This window comes from Colwellia demingiae, assembly GCF_007954275.1.
In the GTDB taxonomy this organism is placed as follows: domain Bacteria; phylum Pseudomonadota; class Gammaproteobacteria; order Enterobacterales; family Alteromonadaceae; genus Colwellia; species Colwellia demingiae.
Genome location: NZ_VOLT01000006.1, coordinates 288716 through 306546, shown reverse-complemented (window position 1 = coordinate 306546; position 17831 = coordinate 288716). Strand labels below are relative to the sequence as shown.

The following is a 17831-nucleotide window of genomic DNA, read 5'->3' as shown; positions in this document are numbered from 1 at the left end:
CAACAGAGAGAAATAATTATGGAATTTTTAACGGGTTTAATTTCCAGTCTCAATAGCTTGGTTTGGGGTGTCCCCATGCTAGTTATGATACTTGGTGTTGGTTTATTCTTAATGGTCAGTTTACGATTCATGCCGATCCTTAAGTTAGTAACAGGCTTTAGGTTGCTCTGGACAGGTCGTATTCCAGATGAAGATAAAAATGCTAAAGGCGAAATCAGCCCTTTTAATGCATTAATGACATCACTATCCGCAACTATCGGTACTGGTAATATCGCTGGTGTTGCAACTGCTATATTCCTAGGTGGCCCAGGCGCACTATTTTGGATGTGGTGTACTGCCTTAGTAGGTATGGCGACTAAATTTGCTGAAGCTGTATTGGCAGTTCGTTATCGTGAAGTTGATGCAAACGGTAACCAAATCGGTGGTCCGATGTACTATATTAAAAACGGTTTATCAAGCAGATGGGGCTGGTTAGGTGGTGCATTCGCACTATTTGGTTCTATCGCTGCTTTTGGTATCGGTAATACAGTACAATCAAACTCAGTTGCAAACGCACTTGAAAGTAGCTTTGGTGTTCCGCCTGCAGCTACCGGTATTATTCTAATGGTACTTGTAGGCTTAGTGCTTATGGGTGGTATTAAACGTATTGGTGATGTTGCCGGTAAACTTGTTCCATTAATGGCTATATTCTACATCAGTGCTGGTGTTGTTGTTTTATTCGTACATGCTGCTGAACTTCCTGCAGCTATCGCTCTAATTTTTGAAAGTGCATTTACAGAAACTGCTGCTGAAGGTGGATTCGCCGGTGCTGCTGTTTGGGCTGCTATTCGTTTCGGTGTGGCTCGTGGTGTTTTCTCAAATGAAGCTGGTTTAGGTAGTGCTCCTATTGCTCATGCAGCGGCTAAAACTAATAACCCTGTAGCTCAAGGCCTTGTGGGAATGTTAGGAACGTTCATTGATACTTTAGTTGTTTGTACAATTACCGGTTTAGCTATTGTTGTTTCTGGTGAGTGGACATCTGGTTCAACGGGTGCTGAATTAACCTCGAATGCTTTTGCCACAGCGATTCCATATGGTAACTACATTGTAGCTATTGCTCTTACAGTTTTTGCATTTACAACTATACTAGGTTGGAGTGTATACGGTGAGAAGTGTGTACAGTACTTCTTTGGTGTTAAAGCTATTATGCCTTTCCGTATTCTTTGGATTTTAGTTGTACCTGTTGGCGCTGTTGGTTCGTTAGAATTCATCTGGTTACTTGCCGATACAATGAACGCGTTAATGGCAATTCCTAACTTAATCGCACTAGTCTTACTAAGTCCGGTAGTGATTAAATTAACTCGTGAATACTTTACTAGCGGCGGCGAAGCTCCTGCTGAAATGACAAAACAAGCAGACTAATTTCCTGCTATTTCAAACCATACTTTGGGCCGCCCTTCACGGGCGGTTCACGGAGATCTCATGACTGAATCAAATCAAGAACTGCTCAAAACTCCATGCTACGACCTTCATATTGAAGCTGGCGGCAAAATGGTACCATTTGCTGGCTATGATATGCCTGTACAGTACGAAATGGGCGTTAAGAAAGAGCATTTACATACTCGTGCTCAAGCAGGATTGTTCGATGTCTCTCATATGGGACAATTAAAACTAGTTGGAAAAAATGCTGCGGCCGCATTAGAAACATTAGTGCCGGTTGATATTATCGATTTACCACAAGGTAAACAGCGTTATGCGCTATTTACTAATGAGCAAGGTGGTTTACTTGATGATTTAATGGTGAGCAACTTTGGCGACCATTTATTTGTTGTAGTTAATGCCGCATGTAAAACGCAAGATATTGCGCACATGCAAAAACACCTGCCTGCAGATGTTAAAATAGAAATCCTAGAAGGCCGTGCTTTATTGGCTTTACAGGGACCAAAAGCAGGTGAAGTATTAAAACGCTTATTGCCTGAGTCTGCTGATATGGTATTCATGGATTCTCGTGTAGTAGATTTCGCTGGCGCTCAATGTATTATCGGCCGAGCTGGTTATACGGGTGAAGATGGCTTTGAAATATCAATTCCTGGTGAACATGCTGAGCGTATTACTCGCTTGATGTTAGCTGAGGAAGAAATTGAGTGGATTGGTTTAGGCGCACGTGATTCTCTTCGTTTAGAATCAGGTTTATGTTTATATGGCCATGATATTGACCAAACAACAACGCCAGTTGAGGCAAGCTTGTTATGGGCAATTAGCAAGATAAGACGTACTGATGGTGCACGTGCTGGTGGTTTCCCAGGCGCAGACATTATTCTTGATCAAATCGTAACAAAAGACGTTGCTCGTAAACGCATCGGTATGGTTGGTTTAGGTAAAGCCCCTGTACGAGAAGGTGTTAAATTATTCAATACCCAAGGCGACGAAATTGGCGTAGTAACCAGTGGTACCGCTGGACCAACTAAAGGCTCTCCCATTGCCATGGGGTATGTTCAAACTCAATATGCAGTATTAGATACGGAAATTTTTGCCGAAGTTCGCGGTAAAAAACTGCCTATGCTAATTCAAAAAATGCCATTTGTTGAGCAGCGCTATTTTAGAGGCTGAAGTTAGTGATATAAGATAGCGTTCACAGTTAGCCTATCTTAATCCAAGTTTTAACAGGATTGAACGATATTCATCGTTTAATCCTGACAATTTTTATCATCATACCTGTTAAACCAATCAAGTTTTAAGCACCTATAATATTCTTTAACTTCTCTACCATCAGAGCCAAGAGTACAGCACTAATGGGCAGTAATAGAATATAGAGAAAATTATACTTAACTATAGGTAATCTTTGACTATACTTTATTCTTAAAATATAAATTCAATTGTTTTTTACCTCGCATACTAGGATGTATTTATATAGCAAAGGAAGAAAATAAAGATAACAATTGATTGTTGGTAGGACGCTTATTGAGCCTACAAATAACTTATACCGAATGGATCAATAAAGTAGTCCGACTGGTATTACACTCAGGCATTTATAAATGATAAAATTTTTAACTAGTTTAATACTACTATTATTAACATCATCAACCTTTGCGTGTACAGAAAGTGAAAGTAAGTTATTTTTATCTAAACTTCATTGGGTAACAGAAGATTATCCCCCTTATAATTATCTTGATGAATCAGGTCGTTTAGTGGGGGCTGTACCTGAGATTTTAGCTATGATCTACAATGAACTTAGCATAAAAAAAAGAGGTAATAATATCATTGTTTTACCATGGGCTAGGTTGATAATGTATATGGAACGTTACTCTGATTATGCTGCGTTTTCTATGGTAACGACACCAGAGCGAGCAAGTAAGTTTCAACTTGTACCTCTACCTACCACGACAAAAATTTCTATTTTGGCTTTAACGTCAAATATTGACACCCTGCAAAACAAAACTTTTGATGAATTAACTATTGCTGTTGTAAGAGGTGATATCGGTCAAAAATTACTGAATATTCAAAAAAATCCAGCGAAGCAGGTTGAAACAATATCTGCTGTCAGTATGTTGGAAATGTTATTGCGTAAGCGTGTAGATGCCATTGCCTATTCAGAAGATGTAACGTATTACCAACTAAAAAAATTAGGCGTTGAAAAAAATACGGTTACCTCCCTTTATTTACTAAAAGATGATTCAGATGTTAATTTTGTCTTTCATAAAGGTACGTCAAACTGTGTCATTGATCTGTTTACAAAAGAACTTGCAACACTGAACAGAGATGGAAAATTACAACCCGTATGGAAAAAGTACATTCAGGACTGAATTATTATTTTGTTGTCCTAAACCTGAATGTCGTTTATAAAAAAAAATTAATCGAGAGTTATAATATGAAAAAAATGCTTGGATTTAGAAGTGCTTTGATTGTTTCAATGAGTGGATTGATCGTCTTTTGTTTATTAGTCTCCAATTGGATGTCTTATAATGAAATTCGTAATAATACGGTTGAAAACGTAAATGAAACATCTCAAGGCATGATTCGTTATGAAGCCGATAAAGTTGAAACATGGTTTCAGTCTAAAGCTAAATTAATTGATGAGTTGGCTAATAATTATGTTAATGGCTCTTATCAAGATAACTTTGTTGGTATTGCTAAATTCGCGAAAACTGCAGGTGATGTCAGTGCTATATATATTGGCTTTGATGATGGTAGAGCATATTCAACATCGGTTGGTGATGCGTGGGTTGATGGCGTTGCAAAACTTGAGTTATATGATCCGACAAAGCGTCCTTGGTACAGTCAAGCTAAAGCCAGTAATGTATTGGATATAACAGAAGTTTACCCTGATGCAACTACTGGCAATGATGTTGTTTCAATTATTAAAGTGATGAATGATGGTGTCGCTTTAGCTGATATTGAATTGACTATTTTAGGTGATACCGTAAAAGGAATTAAGCAACCGGGTGCGATATCAGTTATTACTGATGAAGAAGGAAATGTACTGGCTTCGACTTCTAAAATCGTGGTCGTGGGTACACCTTTTCGCAATGCAGGTATGGCAGATCTTGAAAGAGAAATGTTGTCACAAGATGAAATGATGAAAGACTACACATTAAACGGTGTGGATAAAATCGCATTTACTAAATCGATAGAGCTGGTAAATGGTAAAAAATGGTATTTGTTCGTTGGTATTGATAAATCGGTTGCTTATGCTTCTTTAGATTCTGCGCTTAATCAAGCCGTGGTATCTTCTATTGTAATGATTATTATTGGAATTGCAGTACTGCTACTGGTTTTACAAGCACTGTATCGACCTATTTTATTGCTTAAAGAAATGGTACATGATTTGTCTAAAGGTAACGGTGATTTAACGTCTCGCTTACCGGTAAAGAATAACGATGACCTAGGTCTTATTTCTGAGAATATAAATTTATTTATTGAAAAGTTACAACGGTTAATGCTTGATGTTTCGCAATCGAGTATTGAGATTGACGTTAGTATAAAAAAACTTAGAGATGAAGTTGATTCAAATGGCACCATTCTCAATGCACATATGATCGAAACGGACCAAATAGTTTCTGCTATAGAAGAGATGAGTGTTACAGCAAAAGATGTCGCTCAAAATAGTAATGATACGGCAGCATTTACACAAACAACCAATACTCAAGCATTGAAGTCCAAAGAATCGGTTGGAGAGGCCACATCAATAGTCGCAAGGTTAGTTAATGAGGTTGAAAATACTTCGAATAGCATTTCTGAAATTGAACGAAATACCTCTGACATCAATAATGTATTGAAAGTCATAGGGGATATTGCGGGTCAAACAAATTTATTAGCGTTAAATGCAGCAATTGAAGCCGCTAGAGCGGGTGAATATGGAAGAGGTTTTGCTGTAGTTGCTGACGAAGTAAGGGCACTTGCTGCCAAAACTCAAGACAGTACAACAGAAATTGAGCATACTCTTTTACAATTGCGAGAAGGCTCTAGCTCTGCAATTTCTACCATGGGTTCAACTAAGTCCACATGTTTGGAAGTTGCTAAATCAACAGAAGTGGTTGCGAATGATTTAGGCTCGATTAATGAATCGGTAAGTCAAATAAACGATCTAAATTTACAAATTGCTACTGCTGCTGAAGAACAAAGTTGTGTTTCTGATGAAATAGCCCGAAATATGACGGCAATTAGCGATATGGCAAATGAGTTAGTGGTAAATGGAAATAACAGTCTTGATCAAACTATTGAGTTAGCTAATGCCAATGTTAATTTGAAAGCTTTAGTTGCACAGTTTAAATTAAGCTAATGTTAGATAAGTACTAAAGTCACTTTACTTAACAACCAAATGGTATTTATCATTTGGTTGTTTGTGACTTTGTTAGCGGTTTTTTCATAGCAGTTGTGCCTACCTAGCAGGTAAGCGCAACTGTGTTACTTTGCAGTTAGGTAACAATACCTTTTCTCTGTCAGTTTACCCTTTGCCTTGACTACCTATCTTAATCGCCATCTATTCCTGACTCGACTCTGATACTAAATACACTACCAGAGCAGTTGGTTAATAAAAGTCATTTTAATAGTGACTTAATGGTATCTCAACTCTTGCACCTTTCCCCAAAAAACACGATATGAAAATACGGTATAACTGATGATCACCGGAACTACTATGATTGCTCCCCAAAGAATAAAGCTCAGTGATTCAGGCGCTGCTGCTGACTGCCAAATGGTTAACTTACCCGGCACAATGTAGGGGAAGAAGCTAAAAGCTAAACCAAAAAAGCATAACGCAAAAATCACGACAGCGGCCACAAAGGGTCGCCAACAACCTATATCATTGTGAGCCGGTAAGAGTTTCAGTTGCATTTGACTATAAACAAATAGGGCAAAACACATTATCGGCAACGGTAAAATATATAAGGTCGTGGGCCAAGCAAACCATTTCGCGTATACATCAGGGTTAATTAATGGGTTCACTGCAGAAACTGCTACTACGCCAATAAAGCATAGAACTCCGGTCTTTTTGGCCCAGTTAACTGCTTGAACTTGTAACGCGCCCTCTGTTTTCATGATCAACCAACAGGCACCGATATAAGCATATGCTGCAGCTACACCAAAGGCACTCAGTAAACTAAAAATATAGGCAGCTAATGTGTCTTCAAAGCCCATCACATACATGCCAAGCATATAACCTTGACTCATGGCAGCAAGTAATGATCCCACTTTAAATACTTTGTTCCAGGTAGCTTTGTGGCTAAATGCTGCCTTGGCTCTAAAATCAAACGCCACGCCACGTAAAACTAAGCTAATTAATAATATTGCGGTTGGTAAATAGAGCTCTTTAAAAATATGACTATGGGCAGCGGGAAAAGCAATTAATAGCAAGCCAATGGCTAATACTAGCCAAGTTTCGTTAGCATCCCAAAAAGGCCCTATAGAGGCGATCATAGTATCGCTATCATCTTTTTGTGTAAGGGGCAGCAATATCCCAACACCTAGGTCATAACCATCTAAAATGGCGTATAACAAGATAGAAAACCCCATCAGTGAAACAAAAATTACCGCCAGTGAATTAGCTTCAAACATAATTATTCTCCTTTGCTGTCATTGAGGTAATTACAGGTTTAACTTTTTCGTCATCTGTTATTTCTTCAATTTCAACCGCACGTTTTGCCATGGTAAATAGCGTGTGTAAATAAGCAGTCATTAACACCACATATAAAATGAGATATAGGGATAGTGATAAAGCAACATTTCCCGGTGCTATATCGGTGGCGGCATCTTTAACCGTTAAAATTCCTGTGACTAGCCAAGGTTGTCTACCTATTTCAGTTACATACCAACCGGCTAAAGTCGCTAACCATCCTGAGAAACTCATGGCCACTAATGTTTTTAATAACCACCGTGGCAAAGGTTTATTTCGCCAAAGTTGTATGCGACCCGCCCACGAAACTATTAGCATTAACATGCCAACGCCAACCATAACTCGAAAGGCATAAAATACTGGAGCTACTGGTGGATGATTACCTTCAAATTCATTTAAGCCTTTAATTTCTCCTTGAAGATCATGGGTTAAAATGAAACTTGCCATGTTAGGTATTGCTAGCTCAAAATGATTAGTTTTTTCCTGCTCATCTTGAATAGCGAAAAGTAACAACGGAGCACCTTTTTCGGTATGCCACACGCCTTCCATCGCTGCAATTTTTTGTGGCTGATGCTCAAGCGTATTTAACCCGTGCATATCACCAATAAATATTTGCAGAGGTGTTAAAAACATTGCCACGGTTAATGCTATTTTTAGTGTCAGCTTTGGCGCTTTTTTATCGTCACCTTTAAGTAATCTATAAGCACTGATGCCGGCGACTAAAAAGGCGGCAGTTAAGCCTGATGCAACAACCATATGCGATAATCGATAAGGAAATGAGGGGTTAAAAATAATAGCCAACCAATCGACAGGAAAAGCAACACCATCTCGCATTTCATGACCTTGCGGGGTTTGCATCCAAGAGTTAAGGGCTAAAATCCAAAAGGCAGACAAGGTTGTCCCTATGGCAACAATAAGGGTCGCTAAAGTGTGTACTCTCGCTGAAACCCTATTCATACCAAATAACATAATACCGAGAAAGCCAGCTTCGAGGAAAAATGCGGTTAATACTTCATAACCTAATAACGGACCGGCAATATTCCCCACCGTTTCCATGAATTTAGGCCAGTTAGTACCAAACTGGAATGACATAGTAATACCCGTAACGACGCCAATGGCAAAAGTGATTGCGAATATTTTTACCCAAAATCGATAGGCGCGCATCCAAACCGGCTCACCCGTTTGAACAAAACGTAATTTGAAAAAAAATAGAAACCAACTTAACGCTATAGTGATTGTTGGAAAGAGAATATGAAAACTTATATTGGCGGCAAACTGAATGCGTGACAGCATTAGCGTTTCAAGCATAACGGACTCCATTAGCCCACCACTTATATGTTTATAAGTATTGGGCTGTCAATTGAAAATGTTCTTTGAATGGTGACAATAAAGTTAAGCGGACACTTAACTTTTATTAATTAATTTGTCTTTAAGGTTGATGACTTTACTTACCCCAGCACCTAATTTCATCAGGGTATTAAGCTTCTCTGGGCTCATGCTTTGTAACTCACCAGCCCAATGGGTGACGGTCTCTAGTAAGTCATGAATTTCATGCATCTTCTCTTGTGCATACACTTCCTTCTGATTGGCAGGCTCATCCAACAAGTTATCGCGTAACAGTGAAAGGGTAGGGTCAATTTCGCGTTTACGACGTTCTTCAAATACTCGGGTAGCCATCTCCCAAATGGTACCTGCAGGAGAGTAATACTCTTTTCTATCTTTAGGTTTATGCTGAACTTGCACTAAACGCCATGATTGCAGTTCTTTGATTCCCATGCTGACATTGCCGCGTGATATATTAAGTGCTTCTGAAATATCTACAGCGGTTAATGGCTCTTGATGAATAATTAGCAAGCCATACATTTGACCTACGGTACGGTTAAAGCCCCAGCGGCTGCCCATTTCGCCACAATGCATAACAAAGGATTCTATTTTTGAAGTAAGTATCATAATAGTGTTCTGAAGTTTCAGTAATTTCTGAAAGTTTAAACTTATATTGATATAGATCAAGTTTTAATTATATTTATTTTTATTCAAAATCATTTGAGTGAGTAAAAATTTAGTAAGTATGAGGGATGCAACTTTGATGTTTTTTGTTGTTTTTTTGTCGTTTTAAGTGATGAATAAAAGGAGAACTCATCATGATTGCAGAAGTTAAAGCGATATAACATGTGTTTTGGATAATCAATAATGACTGTATTTAGTTCTCATTGACCAAAAAAAAGCATGTCGCGATGACATGCTTTTAATAATTCATTAGGTGTTAGGTAAGTAACCGTTAGACTAATAAATCCTGAATATTGACTAAATCTTTTTTGCCATTGATGATTTCATCAGGCGTTAATCCTGATAATTCATGTGGGAACACTAACCATTCATCAGAAGTATGAATATAGTAGTCAGGAGCAAAATCAACTCTTGAATTTTGAGGCTTATACCAAGGGCAAGCAACACGAACATCAAGAGGCATATTGTTACGCATGTTTTGCTTTAACTGTTTAATTAAGGCATCGATACTGCGACCAGAATCAAAAACATCATCAACGATTAATAAGCCATCGCCTGAATTAGCATTTTCAATAATGTAATGTAAGCCGTGTACTTTAATTTCTTTACTTTGCTGATTAATGCCGTAATAAGAGGAAGTACGAACAGCAATGTGATCGGTTTCTATTTTTTTGAAATCGAAATATTCTTGAACAGCGATACCAATCGGTGCACCGCCTCGCCAGATACCAACAATAAACTGAGGGCGAAAGCCATCTTCAAATACTTTAGCGGCTACACGAAAAGAATCTTCTAATAATTCTTGCGCGGTAATAAAACGTTTTTCCATGCCGAGGAAACCTTGTTAACAAATTATAAATTAAGGGGGGATTATAACCCGACAAATAAAAATAGTGTACTGCTTGAGTGCTTATAAATAACTTGGGTATCGATTACATCAAACTGAAGCGCTTTAAAGTGATCGTACTGAGCATGTTTTTTAAGCGGTAGGAGTGTAAGGGAGTGCTCTGAATATTTTTATTTTATTTATCCCTCATCGTATGTGAAAAAGAAAGAACAACGCCTGCTAGTTCTTCGTAAATGAAGAGTGTCTCAAGCCTCTTCAAGTTTATTAATCAATTATTAGCTAATGCATTCAAGATCTTTAGGGTTACAAATGATCACAATGCATAAGTAGACTGGCTGATTTATTTAGGATGAAGTGTTATTGTTCTTTTACGGAATTTAAGCAAATAACTATTTATTTAAGGGATATTATGGCTAACCGTTTATCAATCGTAATAGCTGGCGCGACTGGGCTCATCGGTAAATCGACAGTAGAGCTAGCACTAGACAATAAAAGTGTTGACCATATCTATTCTCTGTCACGTCGCCCTATTACAATAGAGCACAGCAAGCTGACTCAATGGTTGAGCCCTGATTTATCAATACCTTCTGAAGGTGATGTACCTAGCACACCAATTATTGGTGTGCTCACATTAGGAACAACGTTAAAAAAAGCAGGAAGCAAAGAAAAGCTTAGAGCGATTGATGTTGATTTAGTGGTTAACGTTGCCAAAGAAATGTACTCGTTTGGGGTGAAACATATCATTGTTGTCTCTTGTCTAGGTGCCTCTGTCAGTTCTCGTTCGCACTATCTCCGTTGTAAGGGGGAAATGGAAGCAGAGTTACAACAACTTGAGTTTGAAAAAGTTACCTTTATGCATCCGGGGTCATTAGTCGGCTCTCGTGAAGAAACAAGAAAGGATGAGAAAGTACTTCAATGTGTTTTGAACATGGTAAGTCCTTTAATGGTGGGTGTGTTAGCAGATTTTAAACCGGTGAAAGCATATGATGTCGCAGAGGCTATTATTCAGTTAGCGACTCAACAAAGTAATAATATTAGCAAACGGATAGAACACATAAGAACACCTCAAATACTTAATTTATGCATGTAATTAGATCCCACTTCCTACTTTCAACAAGAACTAGAAAGAATAACAAGCGTTAACCAAAATTGGGTTCTTTATAAAAGAAGGAGCTTTTATTTATTGCGGCCTCCCTAATTGCTACCATGATATTTCCAGATAAGTCTGCTCTTTTGGGGTTGGCTTCTACACCTATTTTGATCGGTCTTCCTATCGGTATTTTAATCGCAGTACGCCGAGGTACCAAAAAGCATAAGGTCGAAGTAACCGTATTGTTTATGTCACTTTGTTGGTCAAGCTTATCTTACATTGTGACGTTAAATGAAGTGGAGCAACTAGGGTTATAAATGAAAAACATAAGGTTGTGGTTTATCACTTTCTACGGTGGCTATTGCATTAGTAGGGAACACCGATTGATTCATAGGCAAAGCAAATAGGAGTAGATAATTCAGAGACAAAGAGGATAAACCTTGCAGCTAATATTGATCGCTATTTGTAAGCCCTATATTTCAGACATAAAAAAACCGCAATTAAGCGGTTTCTTATCATAAACAATTGCTTGTCTACGGCCAAATCTAAAAGTTACTAGGTATAACTAAAAGACTAAAAAGGTCTTCTTTTGGTGGAGCGGGGGGGAATCGAACCCCCGTCCAAAAAGCCTACGTTCTCGGTACTACATGCTTAGTCGCTCATTTATTTAACCAATTAGACGCCAAGCGACAGGCTTCGTCATGGTGAGCTTGATACTATTTCGCGGTTCAGCCTCAAGCGTGCTTCCCTCGCTATCCTATTTGGGGTGACCATCGATCCTCTAACCAATAGGAGAGATTTCAAGGCGATGGCTAGCCTAAGCGGCTAGTGCGAACGTATCGTCGTTAGCAATTATAGTTTTGCGGCTTTTTACCAGGCAAACCGCCCCTGGGCATGCACCTTGAGTTTCATGAATCTTGTCGAATCCTAGATCCGCCCCAAAGTTTTTTCTTTTCTAACTCTTTTTTCTATTATAGGTTCGATATACCTATGGATCGCATTATACAACGCTTAAGTTAAATAGACAACGTGGTATTTTTTAACCACTTACCTAACAAACAGCATAACAAATTATCGATCTAAGTTTTTATTCTTCATTAAACGACCTTTATCAACAGCCCATTCTCTGTCTTTAATATCGGAACGTTTATCATGATCTTTCTTACCTTTACCCAAGTAAAACTCGAGTTTCACCCAACAGGCTTTCCAGTACATAGCCGTTGCAATCAAAGAGTAACCGTCACGTTCAACAGCCGCTATGATTTTATCTAGCTCTCTACGGTTAAGTAATAATTTTCTATCACGATTTGGATCACATACAACGTGACTAGAAGCTGCATTCAGAGGCGATATTTCAGCTCCTAATAAATAAGCTTCACGGTCTTTAATATGTACGTAACAGTCAGAAATATTTACTTTGCCACTTCTAATACTCTTAATTTCCCAACCCTGTAAGCTCATTCCGCCTTCAAACTTGTCCGTTAAGCTATAGTTGTGCCTCGCTTTTTTATTTAAAGCGATAGTATTACTGTTAGAGCTTTTTGATTTTTTCTTAGCCATCTTTATCATCCATTCCTTTACCGCAATAAGCAGCAAACGCGGTGATTATACTGAGAATAAACTGCTTTTACATGAAAAATTTATTTTTAACATAAAAATTAGCAGAATAATGCGCTTTTTGTGAGGTTTTGCTATCATGTCGGGCATTGAATGGGGGCAACATGCGGAGTAGTAATGCCAACCATAAGTCGTAGTGCTTTAGTTATGTACAGTGTTGATCAAATGTACCAGTTAATAAATGATATCCCAGCCTATCCTAAGTTCTTGCCTGATTGTAATGACAGTAAGGTTATAGATAAAGATGAGCAATCAGTAACCGCAGCGTTACTTGTGTCTAAAGGTGGGTTAAGTAAGTGGTTCACTACTAAAAATACATTGATATCTAATGAAAAAATTCATTTGTCACTTGTTGATGGGCCTTTCAAAAAACTTGAAGGTTATTGGTTACTCACGCCTTTATCAGATGAGGCTTGCAAGGTTAGTTTAGAGTTAGAGTATGAGTTTTCAAACAAACTCGTTTCTTTGGCTTTTGGTAAAGTATTTGGCCATTTTAGTAATAGCTTAGTGCAAGTGTTTACCCAGCGCGCAAAAGAAATTTACGGAGTTAATGTGTAATTATGACTGTCGATAACAGTGAGTTAAATAGTCTTGATGGTTCAGTGAACGACGATAAGGTAACCATAGAAGTTGTTTATGGTGTTCCACACAAACAAAAAATACTAACCTTATTGGTTGCAGAGGGCTCTACGGTCGAACAAGCAATTTTGGAATCAGGCGTTATCGCCTTATTTCCTGAAATTGACCTAAAAGTTAATAAAGTAGGTGTTTGGAATAGGGCGGTAAAACTATCAGAAGTTGTCAACGATCTTGATAGAATTGAAGTATATCGTCCATTGATAGCGGATCCTAAGGATGTTAGGAAGCGTCGAGCGGAAAAAGCGAAATTAGAAGGACGCGCTGATAAAACAACAGGCGGTCGTGTAAACCCTTTGAGAGTTGATGCTAAAAAATAGACCTACAAATACTTAGTTTGTAATAGATATAAAAAAACGGCATTTATGCCGTTTTTTTTGTAGCTAAGTTTTACCAAGCTAAAAGCTCATTAATTTTTTCTTATCTATTTACCATCAATAGTCTTACTTTTAACAACAGGGTTTACTTCTTCATTGGGCTTATTGTCATTAGCAGGTTCAGTTTCTACTGTAGGAGCATTGAAAGGGGTGTTAAATTTATCGGATAACTCAAAGTCTCCTGAAGCTGATACTAATTTGTCATTAGAAAAGTCAATAATAAATTGTTTTTTCATGTCGAAATCTCTGCTTCGACCAGACTTTAACTTGTAGACATAATTCCAAGTATCATTATTGAAAGCGTCTACAACAACAGGGCTACCCAAAATAAATTTAACCTGTTCCTTGGTCATACCTACTTGTAGTTTATCAATACTCTTTTGTTCAAGGTAATTACCTTGGGGAACATCGTAACGAAAAACCCAACTAGAACAGGCAGATAAGGTTAGGGCAGTAATAACAATGGCAACACGAAAATACATAAAATTTATTTACCTTTAAGTAGCTCAAAAAAACAGGCTAAAAGTGTGAGCAGGGATAATACCCAAGCCCAGCACGGATTCAAAGCTATTTATTACATCAGTGAAAAAAACTCTATTTGCATCACGACAATGAAAGTAGGTAGTTCACCAGTTACCGGATCCCTTTTTACTAAAACGATGGTGAGTAAATGAGCTTAGCTGGCTAATAGCTCTTGCGCATTTGCTAAACTGTGCTGAGATATTTTATCTCCCGCGAGCAAACGAGCAATTTCTTTGACCCGATTTGATTCATTTAGTTCACTAACTTTAGTTTCAGTCAGTTCACCATCAGTCAATTTGCTCACAAAGAGTTGCTGATGCCCTTTACATGCCACTTGTGGTAAATGAGTTACACAAATAACTTGAGTATTTTTAGATAGCTGCTTTAACTTTTTACCTACCATAGCCGCTGTGGGGCCACTGATACCTACATCGACTTCATCAAATATTAGTGTTGGCGTGATCACTTTATCGGCCAAAATAACCTGCATAGCTAAACTGATACGTGATAATTCACCACCAGAAGCAACCTTATGCATGGCTTCAAGCGCTTGTCCTGGGTTAATGCTAACTTGAAAGCTAATAGTATCAATACCATTGGTATTGATACTATCTTTGCCATTTTCTTGTTTTTTATTATTATCAACGGCAATACAGAATTGCCCGTGGGGCATATTCAGTTCTTGCATGCTTTTACTAATCAGTTTGCTCAGGCTTTTACCCGACTTTTGTCTTGATGCTGATAAAATCTCAGCGCTTTCTATATAGTGAAGTTTTGTCTGCTCTAATTCTTCAATAATAGTATTAATGCGCGTTTCATCACCGGATATTGAGGCGAGCTGTTGTTTTAATTCGCTATGGAAGTTAACTAGGTTTTCTGGAGAAAGTTGGTGTTTTTTGGCCAACTGTACTGCGGTAGAGTACCGTTCTTCAATGATAGCGTAATTTTGAGGGTCTAGTTCAAGTTGCTGATAATAGTGCGTTAAATCGTTATTTGCTTCATCTAATTGAATTAAGGTATCTGATAAGATAGTGGCTACATCAGTCAGTTGATTATCAACGCGTGCGATTGAATTGATATTTTCGCTACATTCTCTAAGTGAATCTAAGATATTAAAATTATCGTTTTCGGATAAGCTTTGTAATGTGCTTAGTGTTGAGTCCAATAAATCTTGCGCATTACTGTGGCGTTTATAATCTTTTTCCAGCGTTAAAAACTCGTCAGGCTGTAATGAGAACTCATCGAGTTCAGTTACCTGGTATTGAATGAGTTGTTGTTCTGCTTCACGCTGCTGTTTGCTTTGCTGCAGCATTTCTAATTCTTTATTAAGTTTATTCCACTGTTGGGCATAATGTTTTACTGCACTGAGCAAAGGTAAGTGGTTGGCATAATTATCAAGCAAGCGACATTGTTGGTTCGCTTTAACGATAAGCTGGTGATCATGTTGACCATGAATATTAATTAAAAGCTGCCCAATTTCTTTTAATTGCACTAAAGGAACTTGGCTGCCATTGATATAAGATTTTGAGCGACCTTCTGCGGAGATAACACGGCGAAGTATACATTCACTATCATGCTCAGAAACGAGTTCATGTTGCTTTAACCAAGCACGAGCCATTTTGTTTTTCTTTATTTCAAAAGTTGCCGCTAAATCGGCTTTTTTGCAGTTTGGTCTAACAACATTGGTGGTTGCTCTATCACCTAAACATAAACCCAGCGCATCAATAGCAATTGATTTTCCTGCGCCAGTTTCACCGGTAATCGTCGTCATGCCTGATTGCCAATCAATATCTAATGAACGGACAATGGCAAAATTTTGAATGTTAAGTTGCAGTAGCATAGTTAACCTTAAGCATGAGTAAAAAACCAGTACTGTTAATCTATACAGGTATTGGTTTTTATTCAAGCTTATTTAAAAACTATTTGTTCACTTTGATAGCTATTATTCATACATAAAGAGTATGGAAGGGCTAATAAAGTTTGTTACCCCAGCTTAATTTGTTTCGTAATACGTTAAAGTAATCATGATCTAAAGGGTGGATCAATCGAATGCTGCACTCACTCTTTTTGATGATAACTTCGTCACCAGGCATTACCGTTAAAATAACATGGCCATCACAACTCACTTGCAAGTTTTCATGGTTATCGTTGGCTAGTATCAGTTTGATTTCACTATTACCATCAACAACAATAGGTCGACTTGTTAAGGTATGAGGAAACATAGGTACGAGTGATAGTGCGTTTAAGTTGGGCGTTAAAATAGGTCCACCAGCAGACATTGAATAGGCCGTTGAGCCGGTAGGTGTGGAAATAATTAATCCATCAGAGCGCTGGCTAAACATAAATGTGCCATCAATATAAACTTCAAATTCAATCATGCTTGCAACTTTACCGGCATGAAGTACCGCTTCGTTAACCGCACTATTTGAACTTTTTAGTTTTCCGTGACGATAAACTTCAGCCTCAATAATAAAGCGTTGTTCACTGCGTGACTTGCCCGCCAAGATTTGTTCTAAAGGCTCAATGATTTCAGCGGGAGAAAGATCGGTTAAAAAACCTAGGTTACCTCGGTTTACACCGATTACGCCAATATCAAAACAAGCAAGTACGCGCGCTGCGCCGAGCATGTAACCATCACCACCAATAACAATGGCGAGATCTGCTTGTTCGCCAATATCAGTTAAGGTACCGGTTTTCATTTTTTTTATATCGAGCGATTGCGCCACTGACACTTCGACAATGACTTGATAGTCATTTGCTAATAAGTATTTGTGCAATGTTTGTATTGTAGCGCTCGCGCCATCATGATTAGGTTTGCCAATAAGGCCAATAGTTTTATAGTGTTGAGCCATAACGGTAATTTACTTATTTTGCTAGGGTTAGGAGCAGTTTCGCTGGATTTTGATCACTTGTAAAGTTCACTTTTTACAAAATGTTTTTAAAACAAGCTTGAATCATTTTAGAGAGCCCCCATAATGTCACCAATAGTTATAAAATTGAGGTTTTTCCATGACAACAGAATCAACAAGCAATAAAGAAGAGTTAAGTGCTGAGCAATTAGCAGATGACATAGTACAACAAGCTGAAGAGCAAGTAGAAGATCAACATGATCATGCCCATGATGTTATTAGTGCTGAGCAAGAAAAAATTAACGAGTTAGAGTTAGCGTTAGCTACAGCCCAATCTACCGTTGCTGATCAAAAAGACTCGGTTATTCGTGCCAAAGCAGAAGTAGACAATATTCGTCGTCGTGCTGCTCAAGATGTCGAAAAAGCACGTAAGTTTGCTTTAGAGAAATTTGCTGCTGAAATGCTAACAAGCGTTGATAACTTAGAACGAGCGCTTCAAAATATTGATAAAGAAGATGAAAGTAATAAAGGTGTTATTGAAGGCGTTGAGTTAACGCTTCAAGGTTTAATTACTTCGTTAGATAAATTTGGTGTGAAGGCCGTTGATCCACAAGATCAACCTTTTAATCCTGAACTTCATCAAGCAATGTCAATGCAGGAAGTACCTGGAGTAGCGCCAAATACTGTTATTGCAGTAATGCAAAAAGGTTATGAGTTAAATGGTCGTTTAATTCGACCTGCTATGGTGATGGTATCTAAAGCCGCGCCAAGTGTTGATGCTACAGCGTAATCAAAT

General features: G+C 38.1%; 17 protein-coding genes and 1 other RNA gene. 9 read left to right on the top strand and 9 right to left on the bottom strand.

Annotated features, from left to right (window positions below; all coding sequences use genetic code 11):
- Nucleotides 1-18 precede the first annotated feature (18 nt).
- From ESZ36_RS13860 to ESZ36_RS13845, 4 genes are all read left to right on the top strand, one after another.
- Nucleotides 19-1401: an alanine/glycine:cation symporter family protein gene (locus ESZ36_RS13860; RefSeq protein WP_146788972.1), complete on the top strand. Its 1383-nt coding sequence runs from the start codon at nucleotides 19-21 to the stop codon at nucleotides 1399-1401.
- A gap of 60 nt (nucleotides 1402-1461) precedes the next feature.
- On the top strand, nucleotides 1462-2589 hold the full coding sequence (gcvT, locus tag ESZ36_RS13855) for a glycine cleavage system aminomethyltransferase GcvT (protein WP_146788970.1): 1128 nt from the start codon (nucleotides 1462-1464) through the stop codon (nucleotides 2587-2589).
- A 425-nt stretch (nucleotides 2590-3014) separates the two neighbouring features.
- A complete protein-coding gene (locus ESZ36_RS13850) occupies nucleotides 3015-3782 on the top strand; it encodes a substrate-binding periplasmic protein (RefSeq protein ID WP_146788968.1) in 768 nt (255 codons plus the stop codon).
- Between the two features lie 65 nt (nucleotides 3783-3847).
- Nucleotides 3848-5758 (top strand): methyl-accepting chemotaxis protein, encoded by a 1911-nt coding sequence (locus ESZ36_RS13845; protein WP_146788966.1) that lies wholly within the window; start codon nucleotides 3848-3850, stop codon nucleotides 5756-5758.
- 275 nt (nucleotides 5759-6033) lie between these two features.
- Here ESZ36_RS13845 and cydB read toward each other — a convergent pair whose 3' ends face one another.
- From cydB to ESZ36_RS13825, 4 genes are all read right to left on the bottom strand, one after another.
- Nucleotides 6034-7032, bottom strand: coding sequence for a cytochrome d ubiquinol oxidase subunit II (cydB, locus tag ESZ36_RS13840; RefSeq protein ID WP_146788964.1), 999 nt, complete (start codon nucleotides 7030-7032; stop codon nucleotides 6034-6036).
- Complete coding sequence (locus ESZ36_RS13835; RefSeq protein WP_146788962.1) at nucleotides 7025-8398, bottom strand: cytochrome ubiquinol oxidase subunit I; 1374 nt, start codon at nucleotides 8396-8398, stop codon at nucleotides 7025-7027. Before ESZ36_RS13835 ends, cydB begins: the two co-directional genes overlap by 8 nt.
- Nucleotides 8399-8494: 96 nt before the next feature.
- Nucleotides 8495-9040 carry a GbsR/MarR family transcriptional regulator gene (locus ESZ36_RS13830; RefSeq protein ID WP_011044584.1) on the bottom strand — a complete coding sequence of 182 codons (546 nt, stop codon included), beginning with the start codon at nucleotides 9038-9040 and terminating at the stop codon, nucleotides 8495-8497.
- Between the two features lie 328 nt (nucleotides 9041-9368).
- The gene (locus ESZ36_RS13825) at nucleotides 9369-9926 is read right to left on the bottom strand and encodes a phosphoribosyltransferase (protein ID WP_146788960.1); all 558 of its coding nucleotides are present in this window, start codon (nucleotides 9924-9926) and stop codon (nucleotides 9369-9371) included.
- Between the two features lie 427 nt (nucleotides 9927-10353).
- Here ESZ36_RS13825 and ESZ36_RS13820 point away from each other — a divergent pair, with 427 nt between their 5' ends.
- Together ESZ36_RS13820 and ESZ36_RS13815 are read left to right on the top strand one after the other, a co-directional pair.
- Nucleotides 10354-11034, top strand: a complete 681-nt coding sequence (locus tag ESZ36_RS13820) for a Rossmann-fold NAD(P)-binding domain-containing protein (protein WP_146788958.1) — start codon at nucleotides 10354-10356, stop codon at nucleotides 11032-11034.
- A 116-nt stretch (nucleotides 11035-11150) separates the two neighbouring features.
- The gene (locus ESZ36_RS13815) at nucleotides 11151-11351 is read left to right on the top strand and encodes a hypothetical protein (protein ID WP_146788956.1); all 201 of its coding nucleotides are present in this window, start codon (nucleotides 11151-11153) and stop codon (nucleotides 11349-11351) included.
- Between the two features lie 273 nt (nucleotides 11352-11624).
- On the opposite strand, the gene ssrA is transcribed toward ESZ36_RS13815, so the two are convergent.
- Together ssrA and smpB are read right to left on the bottom strand one after the other, a co-directional pair.
- Nucleotides 11625-11974: a transfer-messenger RNA gene (ssrA, locus tag ESZ36_RS13810) on the bottom strand.
- 131 nt (nucleotides 11975-12105) lie between these two features.
- A complete protein-coding gene (gene smpB / locus ESZ36_RS13805) occupies nucleotides 12106-12594 on the bottom strand; it encodes an SsrA-binding protein SmpB (RefSeq protein WP_011044578.1) in 489 nt (162 codons plus the stop codon).
- Nucleotides 12595-12768: 174 nt separating this feature from the next.
- Between smpB and ESZ36_RS13800 the strand changes: the two genes are divergently transcribed.
- Nucleotides 12769-13209: an SRPBCC family protein gene (locus tag ESZ36_RS13800; protein ID WP_146788954.1), complete on the top strand. Its 441-nt coding sequence runs from the start codon at nucleotides 12769-12771 to the stop codon at nucleotides 13207-13209.
- A gap of 2 nt (nucleotides 13210-13211) precedes the next feature.
- Nucleotides 13212-13607: an RnfH family protein gene (locus ESZ36_RS13795; protein ID WP_146788952.1), complete on the top strand. Its 396-nt coding sequence runs from the start codon at nucleotides 13212-13214 to the stop codon at nucleotides 13605-13607.
- A 104-nt stretch (nucleotides 13608-13711) separates the two neighbouring features.
- Here ESZ36_RS13795 and ESZ36_RS13790 read toward each other — a convergent pair whose 3' ends face one another.
- From ESZ36_RS13790 to nadK, 3 genes are all read right to left on the bottom strand, one after another.
- Nucleotides 13712-14146 (bottom strand): outer membrane protein assembly factor BamE, encoded by a 435-nt coding sequence (locus ESZ36_RS13790; RefSeq protein WP_146788950.1) that lies wholly within the window; start codon nucleotides 14144-14146, stop codon nucleotides 13712-13714.
- Between the two features lie 194 nt (nucleotides 14147-14340).
- Nucleotides 14341-16026, bottom strand: a complete 1686-nt coding sequence (gene recN / locus ESZ36_RS13785) for a DNA repair protein RecN (protein ID WP_146788948.1) — start codon at nucleotides 16024-16026, stop codon at nucleotides 14341-14343.
- Nucleotides 16027-16156: 130 nt separating this feature from the next.
- Entirely contained in the window at nucleotides 16157-17038 is an 882-nt protein-coding gene (gene nadK / locus ESZ36_RS13780) for an NAD(+) kinase (protein ID WP_146788947.1), read from the bottom strand.
- Nucleotides 17039-17195: 157 nt separating this feature from the next.
- Here nadK and grpE point away from each other — a divergent pair, with 157 nt between their 5' ends.
- Nucleotides 17196-17825, top strand: coding sequence for a nucleotide exchange factor GrpE (gene grpE, locus ESZ36_RS13775; RefSeq protein ID WP_146788945.1), 630 nt, complete (start codon nucleotides 17196-17198; stop codon nucleotides 17823-17825).
- Nucleotides 17826-17831 lie beyond the last annotated feature (6 nt).